Source organism: Cytobacillus sp. FSL R7-0696, from assembly GCF_038006865.1.
GTDB classification, from domain to species: domain Bacteria; phylum Bacillota; class Bacilli; order Bacillales; family Cytobacillaceae; genus Cytobacillus; species Cytobacillus kochii.
The window spans coordinates 2375000-2392913 of the sequence record NZ_JBBOWA010000001.1 but is presented as its reverse complement, the minus strand read 5'-3'; the positions used below and the strand labels follow the sequence as shown (position 1 = coordinate 2392913).

The 17914-nt window shown below is 38.0% G+C and carries 16 protein-coding genes; 2 read left to right on the top strand and 14 right to left on the bottom strand.

Going from position 1 to position 17914, the window contains the following annotated elements; translation table 11 throughout:
• Window positions 1-105 precede the first annotated feature (105 nt).
• The 10 genes from MKX29_RS12280 to MKX29_RS12235 all read right to left on the bottom strand — a co-directional run bounded on the left by MKX29_RS12280 (window position 106) and on the right by MKX29_RS12235 (window position 11872).
• Window positions 106-1494, bottom strand: a complete 1389-nt coding sequence (locus MKX29_RS12280) for a murein hydrolase activator EnvC family protein (protein WP_341105734.1) — start codon at window positions 1492-1494, stop codon at window positions 106-108.
• Window positions 1495-1579: 85 nt separating this feature from the next.
• Window positions 1580-2473, bottom strand: coding sequence for a permease-like cell division protein FtsX (gene ftsX / locus MKX29_RS12275; RefSeq protein ID WP_251162112.1), 894 nt, complete (start codon window positions 2471-2473; stop codon window positions 1580-1582).
• Complete coding sequence (gene ftsE, locus MKX29_RS12270) at window positions 2463-3149, bottom strand: cell division ATP-binding protein FtsE (RefSeq protein WP_251162113.1); 687 nt, start codon at window positions 3147-3149, stop codon at window positions 2463-2465. The genes ftsX and ftsE overlap by 11 nt, the downstream gene beginning before the upstream one ends.
• Before the next feature lie 527 nt (window positions 3150-3676).
• Complete coding sequence (gene cccB / locus MKX29_RS12265; protein WP_224937129.1) at window positions 3677-4030, bottom strand: cytochrome c551; 354 nt, start codon at window positions 4028-4030, stop codon at window positions 3677-3679.
• A gap of 56 nt (window positions 4031-4086) precedes the next feature.
• Window positions 4087-4962 (bottom strand): YitT family protein, encoded by an 876-nt coding sequence (locus MKX29_RS12260; protein ID WP_289434629.1) that lies wholly within the window; start codon window positions 4960-4962, stop codon window positions 4087-4089.
• Between the two features lie 515 nt (window positions 4963-5477).
• On the bottom strand, window positions 5478-5825 hold the full coding sequence (locus MKX29_RS12255) for a hypothetical protein (RefSeq protein ID WP_341105729.1): 348 nt from the start codon (window positions 5823-5825) through the stop codon (window positions 5478-5480).
• Window positions 5826-5876: 51 nt separating this feature from the next.
• Window positions 5877-6335, bottom strand: a complete 459-nt coding sequence (locus MKX29_RS12250) for a hypothetical protein (RefSeq protein WP_341105727.1) — start codon at window positions 6333-6335, stop codon at window positions 5877-5879.
• 513 nt (window positions 6336-6848) lie between these two features.
• Window positions 6849-7959, bottom strand: a protein-coding gene (gene prfB / locus MKX29_RS12245; protein WP_157733891.1) for a peptide chain release factor 2 whose coding sequence is annotated in 2 segments (ribosomal slippage) — window positions 6849-7886 and window positions 7888-7959 — 1110 coding nt in all. Because the reading frame shifts where the segments join, the coding sequence is not laid out codon by codon here.
• Between the two features lie 130 nt (window positions 7960-8089).
• Window positions 8090-10615 carry a preprotein translocase subunit SecA gene (gene secA / locus MKX29_RS12240; RefSeq protein ID WP_341105725.1) on the bottom strand — a complete coding sequence of 842 codons (2526 nt, stop codon included), beginning with the start codon at window positions 10613-10615 and terminating at the stop codon, window positions 8090-8092.
• Window positions 10616-10804: 189 nt separating this feature from the next.
• Complete coding sequence (locus MKX29_RS12235; protein WP_341105723.1) at window positions 10805-11872, bottom strand: YecA family protein; 1068 nt, start codon at window positions 11870-11872, stop codon at window positions 10805-10807.
• A gap of 351 nt (window positions 11873-12223) precedes the next feature.
• Between MKX29_RS12235 and MKX29_RS12230 the strand changes: the two genes are divergently transcribed.
• Window positions 12224-12529, top strand: coding sequence for a YkvA family protein (locus MKX29_RS12230; RefSeq protein WP_095371847.1), 306 nt, complete (start codon window positions 12224-12226; stop codon window positions 12527-12529).
• 461 nt (window positions 12530-12990) lie between these two features.
• Window positions 12991-13419 (top strand): VOC family protein, encoded by a 429-nt coding sequence (locus tag MKX29_RS12225; RefSeq protein ID WP_289434640.1) that lies wholly within the window; start codon window positions 12991-12993, stop codon window positions 13417-13419.
• A gap of 255 nt (window positions 13420-13674) precedes the next feature.
• On the opposite strand, the gene MKX29_RS12220 is transcribed toward MKX29_RS12225, so the two are convergent.
• Genes MKX29_RS12220 through MKX29_RS12205 form a run of 4 tightly spaced genes read right to left on the bottom strand, consistent with a single transcriptional unit; the run spans window position 13675 to window position 17904 of the window.
• Window positions 13675-14742: an ABC transporter ATP-binding protein gene (locus MKX29_RS12220; RefSeq protein WP_289434642.1), complete on the bottom strand. Its 1068-nt coding sequence runs from the start codon at window positions 14740-14742 to the stop codon at window positions 13675-13677.
• Between the two features lie 20 nt (window positions 14743-14762).
• Window positions 14763-15578 (bottom strand): carbohydrate ABC transporter permease, encoded by an 816-nt coding sequence (locus MKX29_RS12215; protein WP_251162122.1) that lies wholly within the window; start codon window positions 15576-15578, stop codon window positions 14763-14765.
• Window positions 15579-15591: 13 nt separating this feature from the next.
• A complete protein-coding gene (locus tag MKX29_RS12210) occupies window positions 15592-16554 on the bottom strand; it encodes a carbohydrate ABC transporter permease (RefSeq protein WP_341105720.1) in 963 nt (320 codons plus the stop codon).
• 24 nt (window positions 16555-16578) lie between these two features.
• Window positions 16579-17904 (bottom strand): ABC transporter substrate-binding protein, encoded by a 1326-nt coding sequence (locus MKX29_RS12205; RefSeq protein ID WP_341105718.1) that lies wholly within the window; start codon window positions 17902-17904, stop codon window positions 16579-16581.
• Between the last annotated feature and the right edge of the window lie 10 nt (window positions 17905-17914).

Sequence of the window (17914 nt, the reverse complement as noted above, 5' to 3'; positions counted from 1 at the left end):
TTTTCACCTCAGTTGAGGTATCAAAAGGGCCATTTTTATGCTAAAATTGTTTTATATATCGTACGATGGGTAAAAGAAAAAAGAGAAGCTTTAAAAGCTCCTCTCTTACAATGGTACAATTCCAACTGGGTTAATTGCGTTGGATTTCGATTGGTTCCAACCACCTTTATGCAATTCAAAGTGTAAATGTTGTCCTGTCGATTGTCCTGTGTTACCCATTAAACCAATTTGTTGACCTTGTGAAACCGTTTGGCCATTACTTACAGATCTTGAGCCACTTCTCATATGTGCATAAACCGTTGTATACGTTTGTCCATTAATAGAATGTGCAATAAATACGACTTCACCATAGCTAGATGAATGGTAAGATTGAATGACCACACCATCAGCTGCCGCATAAATAGGCACTGTTCCTGCAGCTGCTAAATCAATTCCAGCATGATAAGAGCCCCATCTTTGTCCTAAACCTGAAGTTAATACACCTGCTGAAGGACGAATCCAATCTCCACTTGATGGAGGTGGTGTTTGTACTTGTTCTTGTCCACCACTAGATCCTGAAGAACTATCGGAACCACTGTTGCCGGAACTGCTAGTTGTGCCTGCATTTTGTTTTGCTGATTTGGCTGCTTCAGCTGCTTTTTTTGCTTCCGCCTGTCTTGCGAGTTCGGCTTGTCTCGCTTCTTCAGCTTTTCGTGCTGCTTCAGCTTGACGATCTTTTTCTGCCTGTATTGCTTTTGCAACAGCTTTCTCTTGTGCAGCTAATAATTCTTTTTCTTCTTCACCACTTATTTTTTCAGCGTGATGATGATCTTCTTCTTCTTTTAAAATTGTAATAAGATTAGCCTTCTCTTTTTTCTGGTTATCAAGATTTGCTTTCATTTTTTCTAATTCTTTACGCATACCTTCAAGCGAAGCTAAATCTTCTTTTACTTTTGCTTGTTTTTGTTCTAGTGATTTTTTATCTTCTTCTTGCTGTCTTACAATCTCTTGGTCAGCCTCAACAATTGTCGCTACTGCACCAACTCGTCCAATAAAATCACTGAAACTTTGTGCGCCAAGTAATACGTCTATGTAATTAACTGTTCCACCTGATTCTTGCATCGAACGTGCTCGGTCTTTTAAAAGTTCATTTCTTTGTTTAATACGTTCTTTTAAATCTTCTATTTCTTGTTCAAGCTTTTTAATTTCTGCTTTCTTTGCTTCAATCTCTTTGTTTTTCTCATCTATTTGCGCTTCTGCATCTGAGATTTCTTTCGTTAGTCTTTCTACAGCAGTCTTAGCATCCTCTTGTTCGCCTACTAATCTTTCAATCTCTTTTTGAGACTTATCAATCTGCGAATCAATATTAGATTGCTCTTTCTTAAGTTCTTCACTTTGACTTTCTAAATCCCCAAGCTTATCGGCAAAAGCATTCGTTGGCAATGTTGCCGTAACCGTTCCAACACTCATCATTGCGGCTAAAGATAATGTTACCATCTTTTTCTTCAATTTCATTTTCCCCTCTCGTATGTTTCTCCCCGTGGCAAATATGTATAAAGAGCTGAAGTCAGCATCTCATGCCAACCCAGCTCAAGCATCCTTATATTTTCAAAAACTTACGAACAGACATTAAACTTCCCCAAACGCCAATAATTGCGCCTAATAGTATGAGAATCGCACCTACTTGGTAAACAAATGGCGTTACCTCTAACAGTTGAATAAAATGGCCTTGAAGTTTTGGCGATACGTAATCATAAAAGTAATAATAAGCTGTACCTACAGCAGCGACTGGAATAATCGATCCGAGTAACCCTAGCCATAACCCTTCTAAAAAGAATGGCCAGCGTATAAAGGAATTTGTTGCCCCAACTAATCTCATAATCTCAATTTCGTGACGCCTTGAAACGATAGTGATTTTAATCGTGTTTGAGATTAAGAACATAGCGGTAAATAATAAACCAACAATTAAAATAATACCTATATTACGGCCAAAGTTAATGGTAGAAAATAAATTCTCAACCGTTCCTTGCCCATAATTCACGTTAGCAGTGAATTCCATTTCATCGATTTCCTCAGCTAATGGAATCGTATCATTTGGTGTTTTTGCTTGCACAACGTAAACATCATTTAATGGGTTGTCTTGTTGGAAAAGCTTAAACGCTTCTCCCTCTTCACCTAAGCTACTAATTAAACTATCTAGTTCTTCATCTTTCCCAGAGAATGTCACAGAATCAACTTTCGGCATTGCTGCAATCTTCTCTTCTAATGCTGTGGCATCTTCTTCTGTTGCGGTTCGGTCAATATAAACTCGAATCTCAACATCACTTTCAATACTGCTAGCCATATGGTTAAGGTTCATCATAATGGCAAAGAATACACCAACAAGAATCAATGTAACTGTGACGGCACTTGCAGAAGCAAATGTCATCCAACCGTTACGACCTAAGCTTTTGAAACTTTCTCTTATATGCCTTAAAAAAGTATTAGATTTCATATCCGTAATCACCTCTTTGCTCATCACGGACAATTCTGCCACTCTCAATCGCAATGACACGATGCTTTATCGTATTAACGATCGTTTTGTTGTGGGTAGCCATGATAACCGTTGTACCTCTCGTGTTGATTTCCTCAAAGATATTCATGATTTCCCAAGATGTATCAGGGTCTAAGTTTCCTGTTGGTTCATCGGCAATAACCAACTTTGGCTGATTGACAATTGATCGAGCGATGGAAACACGCTGTTGCTCTCCACCTGAAAGCTCATCTGGAAACATGCGCACCTTATGCTTCAAACCAACTAAATCTAATGTTTCCATTACTTTTTTCTTTATATTTTTCGGATTCTCTTCAATAACTTCAAGTGTATACGCTACATTTTCATATACATTCAACTTCGGTAGCAGCTTAAAGTCCTGGAAGACAACTCCGATATTACGCCTAATGAGTGGAACTTTACTGTTCTTTAATGAACCCATATCTATGCCATTTAAAGTGATTGTACCGCTTGTTGGCTTTTCTTCTCGATACATCATTTTTATAAATGTAGATTTACCTGCACCACTTGGACCAACGATATAGACAAACTCACCTTGGTCAATCTTCACGTCAATGCCATTTGTTGCAGTAACACCATTTTTATATTTTTTATATACATTTTTCATTTCTAACATGTAGATCACCTTATATCCGGAGTTTATTTTTAGTAAAAATTGCGCAAGCCTAACCCAATTATTTTTTATAAAATAATCATCAGTTAAAGTGGGTTTCTTTTCCTTAGGCGGGGCAATTGCGGTGTGTGAATGATAAAGATGCATTTAATCGACATAAACTGACATCTTCTTCTAAAAACCATTGACTCGAGGGATCAAACAACATTTCTTACGTTTACTTCACTCATTATAACATCATATATTGTCAAAATAACGCATAAAATTATTACATTTTCTTTTCAACACAGTAATATTATAGGTAAATATGTCTACTTTTGAGGAATTATAATAGAATTATTTTCCAATATTAGATAATTAGACCTTTCTTTTGTCGCAATTTTCCGTTTAATATTATGTAAGCAGCTCTATAATTGACTGGATATGCTAGTGACGTTTTTCACCCTAGGGTAATGTGAACATTTGTCGATTTTTCTTTATTTTCTCCAAAGAAAAACGCGCTGTGAGTGAGCGCGTTTTTTTCTCTTTTATTACTTTTTAGCTGCAAGCCATTCAGCAACTGTATTCGCTTCTTCTTCATTCAAGAGTCCGCCAGGCATTGCACCTTTACCGTTGATAATAATGTCGTGAATTTCATCAGCAGAGTAGTTAGCACCGATTTTATCTAACGCAGGTCCAGCACCCCCTGAAAGATCTCCACCATGACAACTCATACAGTTATTGTCATACAGTTTTTGTGCATCTCCCGCATCCGCTGTTGACTCTTCACCACTCGTATTATCATCTGTTGCAGTGTCGTCACCTGCCTCATCATTGCCACCACATGCAGCGAGTGAAAAAACAAGAGCTGAGCCGAAAAGAATTGATAAAAGCTTTTTCTTCATTACATTTACCTCCCTTTATAGGAAAATTTACAGATTACAGTGAAATTATACCAATATTACGCCCGTTTAAAACCCTCTCCAAGTACCTCTGAAGCATCGCTAACAATGATAAAAGCAGATGGGTCAATTGATTGAACGAGTTGTTTCAATTTCGTGAACTCTGTCTGATCAACCACACACATTAAAACAGGACGTTCATGATCTGTATATCCACCGTATGCTGATAGTTTTGTCACACCTCTATCAATTTTATTCAAAATTCCATCACGAACTTCATCTTGACGGTTCGTAATAATGAGTGCCATTTTTTTCCTACCAAGGCCAACCTGAACGATATCAATGGTTTTACTCGTTACATATAGGCCGATTAATGCATATAAACCTTTTTCAATATCAAACACAACAGCAGCTGCTATCACAATCAATCCATCAATCAGTGCCACACATACACCGAGAGATAATCCGGTATATTTATGAATAATCTGAGCTGCTAAGTCAGTCCCACCTGTAGATGCCTTCCCGCGGAAAGTAATACCTAGACCCAAACCGACACCGATACAACCGAACAAAGAGGCAAGTAGCGGATCCATTGTCCAAGGCTCCAAGTCTTTTGTTAAGAAAACGACGAAAGGAAGGAATATGGTTCCTACTAATGTTTTAATACCGAATGATCCACCTAATAATATGACCCCAGCAATAAATAGGGGAATATTTAGTGCCCACTGCACATAAGCTGGCTCCCATCCTGTAATAGCCTTCAAAATTGTGCTAATCCCACTTACTCCCCCTGAGGCCACTTCATTTGGTAGTAAAAATAAGTTAAAACTGATAGCGACAAGTGCCGATCCAATCAATACGAATACGTATTCAACTAACTTTGAGTTCCCTGATACAGTCTTTCGCTTCTTTTTATTTACTTTTTGACTATTCATTTACGTAAAATGCCTCCTTAGTGCCAAGTCTAATATGATGTTCATTTGCTAAAGGACACGAGGCAATAAGAAATCGTCTCAATTACGAGTATATGCGCACAATTCAATCTTTTCATCACCTTTGTCTTTTCAGAGAGTGAGTATAGCATGGCTTTTATCCTATGTAAATGACATTCAACTACTGTGTTAAAGGGGTGAATAAACAAAGATATAAAATTTATTATGAGTTGTGGTGGGTGGGATTATGCGAGAAGACTATACGTTCTCTATTTAGATTTATTTTAGGGATGCATGTGGAGGGTCTAAGTAGAGGCTTCTTTAAAGTGAGTTGCTTGGTCTCGGCTAGTTATGTTTATTGGTTGTATGTAGCCATGAATAGCAGGATAATTCGTATAGAACCTCAATCCTTTTCCATTGTGGAATCTTCTTGAGTGGATGTGCTAATTGTTCTTCCTCAACATAGATGTGAAAACCTTTTACGTGATACGGGGGAGCTGTGCTTCCGCTTCTGATTTTCATTTTGAGTGACTTGCTAATTCAGTTTGTGAAGCTCTCATTTTCGCTTCTCTTTCTGAGTGACTTGCTAATTCAGTTTGTGAAGCTCTCATTTTCGCTTCTCTTTCTGAGCGACTCACCGTTCCAGTTTGTGAAGCTCTCAGCTTCGGTTCTCTTTCTGAGTGACTCTCAGTTCCAGTTTGTGAAGCTCTCATTTTTAGGGTTCCTGCTGAGTGACTCACAATTCCAGTTTGCGAAGCTCTCATTTTCGCTTCTCTTTCTGAGTGACTCTCAGTTCCAGTTTGTGAAGCTCTCAGCTTCGATTTTCTTTCTGAGTGACTCTCAGTTCCAGTTTGCGAAGCTCTCATTTTCGGTTCTCTTTCTGAGCGACTTGCTATTCCAGTTTGTGAAGCTCTCAGCTACCGTTCTCTTTCTGAGCGACTTGCAATTCCAGTTTGTGAAGCTCTCAGCTTCGGTTTTCTTCCTGAGTGACTTGCTATTCCAGTTTGTGAAGCTCTCATTTTCGCTTCTCTTTCTGAGTGACTTGCTATTCCAGTTTGTGAAGCTCTCAGCTTCGGTTTTCTTTCTGAGTGACTTGCTAATTCAGTTTGTGAAGCTCTCATTTTCGCTTCTCTTTCTGAGCGACTCACAGTTCCAGTTTGTGAAGCTCTCAGCTTCCGTTTTCTTTCTGAGTCACTTGCTATTCCAGTTTGTGAAGCTCTCATCTTCGGTTTTCTTCCTGAGTGACTTGCTATTCCAGTTTGTGAAGCTCTCATTTTCGGTTCTCTTTCTGAGCGACTCACAGTTCCAGTTTGCGAAGCTCTCATTTCCAATTTCCCTGCTGAGTGACTCACAATTCCAGTTTGCGAAGCTCTCATTTTCGCTTCTCTTTCTGAGTCACTTGCTATTCCAGTTTGTGAAGCTCTCAGCTTCCGTTTTCTTTCTGAGTGACTCACAGTTCCAGTTTGCTAAGCTCTCAGCTTCCGTTTTCTTTCTGAGTGACTCACAGTTCCAGTTTGCTAAGCTCTCATTTCCAATTTTCCTACTGAGTGACTCACAATTCCAGTTTGCTAAGCTCTCATTTTCGCTTCTCTTTCTGAGTGACTTGCTAATTCATTTTGTGAAGCTCTCAGCTTTCGTTTTCTTCCTGAGTGACTCACAATTCCAGTTTGTGAGGCTCTCATTTTCAGGGTTCCTGCTGAGCCGCTCACTAATCCACTTTACGAAGCTCTCATCTCCCTTCTTCTTTCCAAGTGACTCCCAAACCCACTTCACATAGCGTTCATCCCCAACCTCACTTCTGCCCCACTTACCAAACCTCGTTTTCGGCTTAAAATTATCACCAATATAAAAAAAGCAACGTCCTCCATTGTGGACGCTGCTTTTTCTTCTTATTCACCTAAGCTCAATTTAGAACGTAGGTAAGCGTTGATGAAGATGTCTAGGTCTCCGTCCATGACGCCTTGTACATTGCCTGATTCGGTGTTTGTACGGTGGTCTTTGACCATAGAGTATGGGTGGAAGACATAGGAACGAATTTGGCTTCCCCAACCAATCTCTTTTTGTTCTCCACGGATCTCTAGTAATTCTTGCTCTTGTTCTTCGATTTTCTTTTGGTAAAGTTTCGCTTTCAACATTTTCATTGCTTGTTCGCGGTTTTTAATTTGGGAACGTTCTGACTGGCATGTAACAACGACATTTGTCGGTAAATGCGTAATCCTTACCGCTGAATCCGTTGTATTGATATGCTGTCCACCTGCTCCACTGGCACGGTACGTATCAATTTTCAAATCCTCTGTCCGGATATCAATTTCAATTTCATCGTTGAATTCTGGCATTACTTCACAAGATACGAAGGAAGTATGGCGACGGCCAGAAGAATCAAATGGCGAAATACGTACGAGTCGATGAACGCCTTTCTCCGCTTTTAAATAGCCGTATGCATTATGTCCTTTAATAGACAATGTTACGCTCTTAATTCCCGCTTCGTCACCTGGCAGGTAATCTAATGTTTCTACTTTAAATCCTTTTTTCTCTGCCCAACGAGTGTACATACGTAATAACATCGAACCCCAGTCCTGAGACTCTGTACCACCAGCACCTGGATGAAGTTCTAAAATCGCGTTATTTTTATCGTATTCTTCACTTAAAAGCAATTGCAGCTCAAAATCAGCTAAACGCTTAGATAAAGCGACGATCTCCGTTTCAAGCTCTTCTTGAAGTTCTGCATCTGCTTCTTCTTTTACTAATTCATATGTTAATTCGAGATTCTCGAACGTCTCATTTAAATCATTGAACTCATTGACTTGTTCTTTTAATGCATTGGACTCATTGATCACTACTTGTGCGGCTTGTTGATCATCCCAAAAACTAGGATGAAGCATTTCGTTATCAAGTTCTGCAATACGTGCCTCTTTGTTTTCTAAGTCAAAGAGACCCCCTAAAGTCCGCTAAAATTTTAGCTGTTTTCTCTAACTCATGACGAATCTCTGCTAATTCCATCTTGGTCACCTCTACACATATTTTTAACCTTTATATTATATAACTTCTCCAGGCAAAGTGAAACACTTCGTGTAAAAAGCCGGCAGCGACCCTTATAAACAGGTTTTTGCCGGCTCTTATTCAGATATTGTTAACCTTTTGCACCACAGCAGTTTTTATATTTTTTTCCACTGCCGCAAATACATGGATCATTACGACCAACATCCATTTGTTTGACAACAGGCTTTTTCTTCTTCTGTTTACCGTCTTCACTTTCTTTCGGGTTGACAGCTTGGCCTTTTGCTACTTCTTGACGTTGAAGATTGTCACGAATTTCTGCTTTCATCACATATTTCGCTACATCTTCTTCAATAGCAGCAATCATCATTTCAAACATGTGGAAGCCTTCTTTTTGATATTCGCGCAGTGGATCAATTTGTCCATACGCACGAAGGTGAATCCCTTGACGAAGTTGATCCATGGCATCAATATGATCAATCCATTTTGTATCAACAGCACGAAGCATAATCACTTTTTCGAATTCGCGCATTTGTTCACTTTGCATTTTTTCTTCTTTTTCATTATAGAAGGCAATGATTTTATCCCAAATATGATCGATTACTTCATCCGCTTCTTTTCTGCGAATATCTTCCACTGTAACCGTTCCTTCTGGAAGAAGATTTCCTTTAACGTAATCAATTAATCCTTCATAGTTCCATTCATCGTCACCATCTTCTTCTGTTTGTGAAGCAAAAGCATGGACGTTCCGTGTTAAGACGCTATGAACCATACGCTCGACAATTTCTCTTAAGTTCTCTGAATCAAGCACTTCATTTCTTTGTGTATAAATAATCTCACGTTGCTGACGCAACACATCATCATATGAAAGCAATTGTTTACGGGCATCGAAGTTATTTCCTTCTACTCGTTTTTGTGCAGATTCAACTGCACGTGAAACCATTTTACTTTGAATCGGTTGCGAATCATCCATGCCAAGCTTCGACATCATGTTTTTCATATTATCCGAACCAAAACGACGCATTAATTCATCTTCCATTGATAAATAGAACTGGGTAACACCAGGATCACCTTGACGACCAGAACGACCACGGAGCTGGTTATCAATTCGACGACTTTCATGTCGCTCTGTACCGATAACAGCTAATCCGCCGACTTCTTTGACACCTTCACCAAGTTTGATATCAGTACCACGACCAGCCATATTTGTAGCAATCGTAACGGCGCCAGACTTACCAGCATCTAAAATAATATCTGCTTCACGGCCATGGTTTTTCGCATTCAAGACATTATGCGGAATCCCTTTTTTTGTTAGGTATTTTGAGATAATTTCAGACGTTTCAATGGCAACTGTACCAACAAGGACTGGTTGCCCATTTTTATGGCGTTCTGCTATGTCTTCCACTAAAGCACGATATTTTCCATCCACCGTTGCATAAATTAAATCAGAACGATCATCACGTGCAACAGGACGGTTTGTCGGAATTGCAATGACATTCATATTGTAAATGTTACGGAATTCCTCTTCTTCTGTTTTTGCTGTACCTGTCATACCTGATAATTTTTCATACATACGGAAGTAGTTCTGGAATGTAATGGAAGCAAGGGTCATACTTTCATTCTGAATTTCTAAGCCTTCCTTCGCTTCAATTGATTGGTGAAGACCATCACTATAACGACGACCTTTCATAAGACGGCCAGTGAATTGGTCGACAATCACAATTTCGCCTTCTTGTACAACGTAGTCCACATCTTTATGCATACTTGTGTGTGCCTTTAGCGCTTGCGTAATATGGTGATTCAAAGAAACATGAGAAACATCAAACAAATTGTCAATGCCAAAAGCTTTCTCGGCCTTTGTCATCCCTTCTTCCGTTAATTGCACACCTTTTGTTTTTTCATCATAAGTGAAGTCTTCCTCTACCTTTAAGCGGCTAACAAAGGCATTCGCTTGTAAATAAAGTTTCGTTGATTTTTGTGCGGATCCAGAAATAATCAACGGTGTACGCGCTTCATCAATTAAAATCGAGTCAACCTCATCAATAACTGCAAAATTTAACGGCCGTTGCACTTTTTGCTCTTTATAAAGCACCATATTGTCTCGTAAATAATCAAATCCTAATTCATTGTTTGTACTATAAGTAATATCAGCTGCATAGGCTGCTTGTTTTTCCTCTTTAGACATACCATTTAAGTTCAAACCGACAGTTAGTCCAAGGAAATCATATAGTTGTCCCATTTCAGTAGCATCACGAGTCACTAAGTATTCATTGACTGTTACAACATGTACACCTTTTCCTGAAATCGCATTTAAATAAACCGGCATCGTCGAAGTTAAAGTTTTACCTTCACCGGTTTTCATTTCAGATATATTGCCATCATGAAGTGCTGCCCCACCCATTAACTGTACGGGATAAGGATATAAGCCAAACACACGTCTTGACGCTTCTCTTACCACAGCAAATGCTTCTACTAGTAAATCATCAAGCGATTCACCTTTTTGATGACGCTCTTTGAACTCACCCGTTTTCGCTTTTAACTGTTCATCACTCAGCGCTTCCATCTTCGAAGCTAATGCTTCTATTTGTTCCGCCGTTTTCGTTAGGCGTTTTAATTCACGTTTATTCACATCAAAAACCTTATTTAAAATCCCAAGCATACAAACGCTCCTTTATCTATTGGAGATGTCTATTTAAAAAGTCTTCCTGAAACAATGATATATGGTATTAATGATACCACTTCGCATGGGTAGAGACAACTTTTGTCAGGTGTGAAGGAGTAATTTTGTCATTTAGGGCGGCGAAATAATAAAGAAAGAAGCTAGATTCATTCCTAGCTTCTTTCCCATTTAATTATCTTGCTTTGTTTTATTAAAAATATCGTCAATAAATGCAGCTACTTGGCTCTGAATATCCCTGTAGTAAGTAGATACTCGGCCAGCTGTTAGCCCGTATTTTTCCCCAAGCTCTTTTTGTGTCATACTTGATTCGACACCTGACTGTTCATAAACAAAATAACGTAGGGCAGCAATATAATTTTCTGCTTTTTGAATACGTTTATTCGTTTGTTTAATGTATTCTACCCACACACCTACACCGAAATTAATGACCCATTGCGGTTCTCCCGCTACAGTCATATCTTTTTCAAATTGCTCTGCCACTTGTTTAGCCCCTTCGGTTGGCCATTCATAAGCATCCATATCTACACTTGCAGCTGCCTCTGGAAGGCGATGCATGAGCTCCAAGAAATGATCTTCGAGATATTGGATAGCATGATTATTTCCAATTGCTGCAAAATCATCTTTTAGATAACCCTCATAATCTGCTGCTTTTCCTTCTGATACTTCGAATAAGCAAGGAAAAGCGGTATATTTGTCCTCATATGGGAATAATACACCGAAAGCAAACCAACCTTCAGAAAAATCATTCATTGCTTCATCTAATACGACTGTATACGATTCATTTGTCAGTGTATCTACAAAATGTAAGTCTCTATCATCAAGTCCAATCACTTTCCCAGCTACCGGGATCGCCACTTTCCAAGATTGTAGAATTTCTTGTAATCTTGGTCTTAAGACAGCTGATTTTTTATGTTCAATAAACTTATGAAGAATCGTTTCACCGTCTTCAACCGTTTTAAACGGAATATACCAGAAAGGCATCATAAATTCGAAAAATTCCGCGTCATCTTTATCGGTATCTTCCAGTTTTTCCATTAATTGTTGATACTCACTTCTAATGGCATTACCATATCTTTGATACGCAAAAATACGTAATTCTTTTTGTAACTCGCTCACTTCATTATCAATGAGTTCTGTAATAGTAATTGTTTCCTTTTTCGCACAGCATTTTTTGTATTTTTTTCCACTGCCACAAGGACAAGGGTCATTTCGATTAATTTTCACAGCTGTTTGCATATTTCATTCTCCTCTCATCACCTAGGAACAGCTTGTTCTATTATATATGATTAGTTATCTACTTTCGTTGATCGCGGATATTCCAACTCAACTAAAAGCCGACTCACAATAAGTGCCCCCGGCTCACCTACAAAATTATCGCTATTCTATACTAACATTAATCTAGGGCTAAGGTCATTTAATAGAAAATTATAAAAGATGGAATGATTCAGTATAATTAAAATGATAGAGTAAAGGATATCTTCTAAAGAGTAGGGGTAATGAAACATAAACAGCATTTAGATTGTCAATAATCGTCTCAACAGGTATGATGAGGGAAATAACAGACAACAATCGGAAAGGAAGAGGAAGATGAAGAAATTCTTTAAACGTGTTGGGTTTGTCCTAACCTTCTGGAGATTCATTCCTTTTTTCTTTGAATACTTAGCAGCTAAAGATATTCCTTTATGGAAGAAACTACTTCCTGTAGGCGTATCGATTGCCTATATCCTCATTCCAATAGATCTCATTCCAGACTTTCTTTATATCATCGGTATCACAGATGATGTACTCTTCACAACCTTTATCCTTCAAAGCATGGTTAAATATGCACCGGACCGGTTGAAACTGAAGTACTCGAAGCTCTTGGATGACAACCAGAAGCCCGTGAAGAAATAAAATAAATGCTTATATATGGATTGCCCTCTGTTCTTGTTGAGGGCTTTTTTGCGTTTAATTAAGACAATGAATCAATGTTGGTTATGTTACTTTTTGGAAGCTATTGAAGCAAGAATTTTATTTACTCAAGGCTGTCCGTAAGTTAAGTGAAGTCGAAGTGACTTTTGAAAGAATATTCCTTACGTAATCTCCCAGTTCGTATACCTGATATGAAGGGGAATTTAAAGAAACTTATGCCTGTTGGTTTTCACAGGCAGATGAAGGCTATAGTAGAGGGTACTTATTAACACTATTTTCGGATTATCTAAAGTATGAAGTTATGAGAGAGCTTAAATGCTTCTCTTTTTTTGACGAAATAAGAAGGTGTAAATCTGTTTTAGTAGAAATATAGAAATAAAGTTTGATACAAGGTATCAAATAAATATTCTGTGGTCAAAAAATGAGACGATGAGGTGCTAAAAATGATTGTAGCAGTAAACCCTTATGTAGTAACAAATGGAAATGGAAAAGAAGCAGTGCAATTTTATGTTGATGTCTTTAACGCAGAGCTTATTTCGTTACAAACATTTGGAGAGATGCCAGAGGATCCGGATCACCCACTTCCAAGTGAAGCACAGGACCGTGTATTGAATGCTCAATTTAAAGTAGGCAATACCACTATGATGCTTTCCGATAATTTTCCTGGAGCTCCTTATACGATTGGAAATCAAGTAACCATTGCCATTCAAATCGATTCAGTGGATTCATCAAAACAAATATTTGAGAAATTGTCTAAAGAGGGGAAAGTTACAATGCCTCTACAAGAAACGTTTTGGAGCCCATCATATGGACAAGTAACTGATAAATATGGAGTAGAGTGGCAAGTTTCAGCTCTTCCGCAAGACGAATGAAAGTTTTAAATCAGCCCTTTCTTCTACTTTAGAAGGGGCTTTTGTTTATTCAGCTTTTTGGTCATGTATCCTAAAATAAGCGATATTTAGCAAAGGTTGTGAGCGATACAACAAACGTCGAAATTTTACTGTGAGGCACAAATAAAAGAAGCACCAGAAAAAATCGATTCCTAGGACTCGGCAAATGAATGATTCCCGGTGACCCTCACAAAACTTAAAAAAGCGCAATCTCCTACCTGGAATTGCGCATACCTGTTATAAAACCACTGGTTCTCTTCTATTATTACTTACCTTCATTTCTGCTAAAAGATTTTCTACCAAATTAACATCTCTCACTCTTTCCCCACTTTTATCAAATACCAAGACATCTTCTTTTGAAAATGCGATTTGGGTTTCTTTAGTAGGTGTTTGCCACGTGGACTCACCTTTTACAAAAACTTTCCCCCAATCCGTTGTAAGACAATAGATAGATTCTCCACCTAAATGTTCAGTAGAAACAACGGCACCTGTTAATACATAATCAGCATTCACATTAGGGCCATCTTCCTTCATACTCATATTTTCTGGTCGAATACCGATGGAATAATCACCATAAGACAATATATTTGTAGGGGGTGAGCCAATAAATTGTGCTACGAATAGATTGGCTGGATTTGTATAGATTTCCTTCGGTGTCCCTTTTTGCATGATATGACCATTGTTCATAATAATGATATATGACCCCATTGACATCGCTTCAATTTGGTCATGTGTGACATAAAGGAAGGTAGTTTGTAATTCTTTTTGTAATTCAATAAGTTCTTGTCTCATTTGATTTCTCAGTTTTGCATCTAAGTTGGACAAAGGCTCGTCCATTAGAAACGCGTGCGGCCTTTTAACAATAGCCCTCGCTAACGCTACCCTTTGCCTTTGTCCCCCTGATAACTCACCTGGACGCTTATTAGCGTGTTCTGTTAACTCCACCATCTCAATCACTTTATTTACCATGTTCAGACGTTTGTTTTTCTCTATTTTTTTTATTTTTAATCCGTATTCAATGTTCTTAAACACTGTCATATGCGGGTACAATGCATAATTTTGAAAAACCATCCCGATATCACGGTCTTTAGGCTCGCTATAGGTAATATCTTGGTCATTAATAAAAATAGACCCACTGGTCGGTTCTTCTAAACCAGCAATCATACGCAATAGCGTTGACTTACCGCATCCTGAGGGACCTAGTAAAATGGCAAATGATCCATCTGGTATATCAACATCGATTCCTTTTAGTATTTCTTTTTGACCGAAAGATTTCTTCATTTGTTCAACTTTGATACTCCCCATAATTTACGCCCCCAGCTTATTTATTTGATGCCAAATCGAACAAAAGAGTCAACGATATGTTTTTGTAAAAATAAATAGATAAGTAGTATCGGTATACATGAGATAGTTGTAGCTGCCATTAGTGATCCCCACATATTCACATCGGAATTGACAAAAGACTTCAAGCCAATTTGAATGGGTGCATTCTCCATTTCTTTGGTCACTAACATTGGCCATAAATACTCATTCCAAGCATTAATAAAAAGAATGATACCCAATGATATGACGGTCGAACGAATATTTGGTAGGATAATTCTTAATAAAATACCGAGGTCAGACTCTCCATCTAACCTCGCCGCATCAATTAGTGCTGTAGGAAATGACCTAAAACTTTGATAGATTGATAAAATGGCAAAGGTCGATGCAGCGAATGGTAAGACAATACCTAATGGATTTTCATTTAAGCCTATTTGATTAATCAATACATAGTTTGGAATCATTACCGCTTGAAAAGGAATCAGCCAAGTTAAGCTAAGTAATGTAAAAATTAAAAGTTTCCCTTTAAAATTCCATCGGACTAATGCAAACCCCGCTAATAAACTGGTTGACAACTGCAAAATCGTCATTAAAGTAGCAACTACAAATGAATTAAATAACATTTGTATGATAGGCATTTCTGCGAATGCATATAGATAATTTTGCCATGTTGGTGCCTGTGGTATAAAAGAACTTGTGAAAATTTCAGATTCATTTTTAAATGAAGAGATAATCATCCAATAAAGTGGGAAAATAGCGATGATACTCATCATTATTAATAGAAAATGCTGAAGTACCGTTACTGATTTTATCCGTTTCATCACTTTTACTCCCTTAATTATCATAGAATGCAAATTTTTTCGTTAACACATTTAAACCGATAGCAATGATCGCAAATACAATAAAAAATAACATCGCGGCTGCTGAACTTAATCCTGCATTTAAGTTACTGAATCCATATTTATACATCTCATAATAAATATTCGTTGACGTACCGAACGGACCGCCTGCTGTTAAAATATCAATATAAGCGAAAGTAAATTGACTAGAAAATAGAATACTCATTGTGAGCATAAATAATATTGTTGGTGACAATAAAGGAATAGTGATCGTTATTAATTGCTTCCATTTCGTCGCACCATCTAAAGCTGCTGCTTCAAAATAATCTCTGTTAATATTGGTCAATGCTGCAGAGAAAATAATCGTACTAAATCCAATCAAGCCCCAGCCTGTCATCAAAAGAATGAGCCATTTCGCATAGACTGGATCAGTAAAGAAAGAGATGTTTGCATCGGTGATTCCAAGTTTTTGTAATGTAATATTGACTAATCCATTGGCAGGATGAAAGAGCCATCTCCAGATTGCCCCTACAGTTACTGGTGCCAATATCATTGGGATGAAAAACATTGCCCGATACACATTTTTCACTCTGCCATTTAACCCATTTGTTGCTACAGCTAAAAGCATTGGAATGATGATAGAGAAAGGTAGTATACCCACTGTATAAAAAACTGTATTTTCGATAGACTGAACGAAGTCCTTAGTTTGGAACAAGCGAATAAAATTATCTAACCCTACTGCAATAGGTTCTGTGCCTGGGACCATACTCCACTTTTGAAAGGCTAAAACAAAAGTAGATAGTAACGGTTTATACATCCAAACCCCTAATAAAAGAATAGCAGGTAGTAAAAATAAATAAGGTTTCCATTTTATAAGTGAACGAGCAACACGTCTGTTTTTCTGCTCGTTCACTTTTTTTCCTTGCTCTGATACGATTATGCTTTTTACCTCACTCATAAGATTCCCTTCTCTCATGAACACCTATTGTATTAATTGGTTAATTTCTTCTTCTGCTGCTTTTAAAGTTTTTTCTACATCTGCATCCGTTGAAACCGATTGAACAATCGCATCTCTAAATATATTGGACATTTCAGTTGCATATTCCGCTGGCCAAATTACTGCTGGTTGGATGTTTTTCAATTGCTCCAAGTTGATTTTATATAATGGATTTTCGTCAATAAATCCTTTTAAATAATTGGGATCATCAGCTAACTCTGTTCTGAGCGGTAAATACCCTACCTCAGAAGTTATGATTGTATAGCCTTCATTACCAGTAACATATTTAATAAACTCCCAAACCGCTGCCTTTTTCACATCATTATCTGGTCTAACAGCTAAAACACTGCCAGAGTTCACTGGTACAGACGGATTGTTTCCGAATGATGGTAAACCAGCGCCGTAAAGTTCCCAGCCACCCGCTTCGGAAGCGTTTTTAAATCCGCTATGCAATGCAGTAGAAGTAATGTACATTCCTAGATTACCAGCCATAAATTGCTCGGGTAACTCCGTATCACTCCCAACTGCATGGGCACCATTTTGATAGAGATCCTTCCACATTTCAATCGCTTCAATACTTTCTTGATTTGCGAATTGCGCTTCCTTACGATCATCAGAAAGTACTTTGCCTCCATTACTTAATATCACACCTTCAGTTGTCCAACCATTATCCGGTGCTAACGCAAAGCCATCTTTGCCTGTCTCTTCATTTATTTTAAGTGAATATTCCTTAATCTCTTCCCACGTTTGTGGTGGTTTGGTTGGATCTAAGCCCGCTTCTTCGAATAATTTTCCATTCATAAAAACAATCGGTGTGCTAAATGTAAATGCCAACCCATATGTCTTTCCATCTATTTTTCCTAAACTCAATGCATTGTCTGAAATGCCACTGAGATGATTGTTTAATTCTTCTGCTGGAAACACATCTTCATAAGCTTGGAATCCGAGAGTTTCTCTTGAATTATCTAATGTTGAAAAAGTATGTTGAACAATATCAACCGCTTTTCCAGCCGCAATATCTGCCTTAAACTGTTGATAAGAGGCATCAGCAACCCCTTCAACAATGACACCCTTTTCTTTACCAATTGTGTCATTGAACTCATTAATTAGATGTTCCATACCCTCTTTCATTGTTGGAGCAGCTAAACTATAAGAATAAAAAGTTATCTTTGTAGGGTTCTCAGGATCTAATTCTCCCATTTCCTGTGAGACGGTTGAAGCGTCAGAAGAGCTACAAGCACTTAACACTGTAGCGATACCTAACAATAGAGTGAGCATAATCGATAGCCTCTTACTTTTTAATATAACCATTTACCCCTCC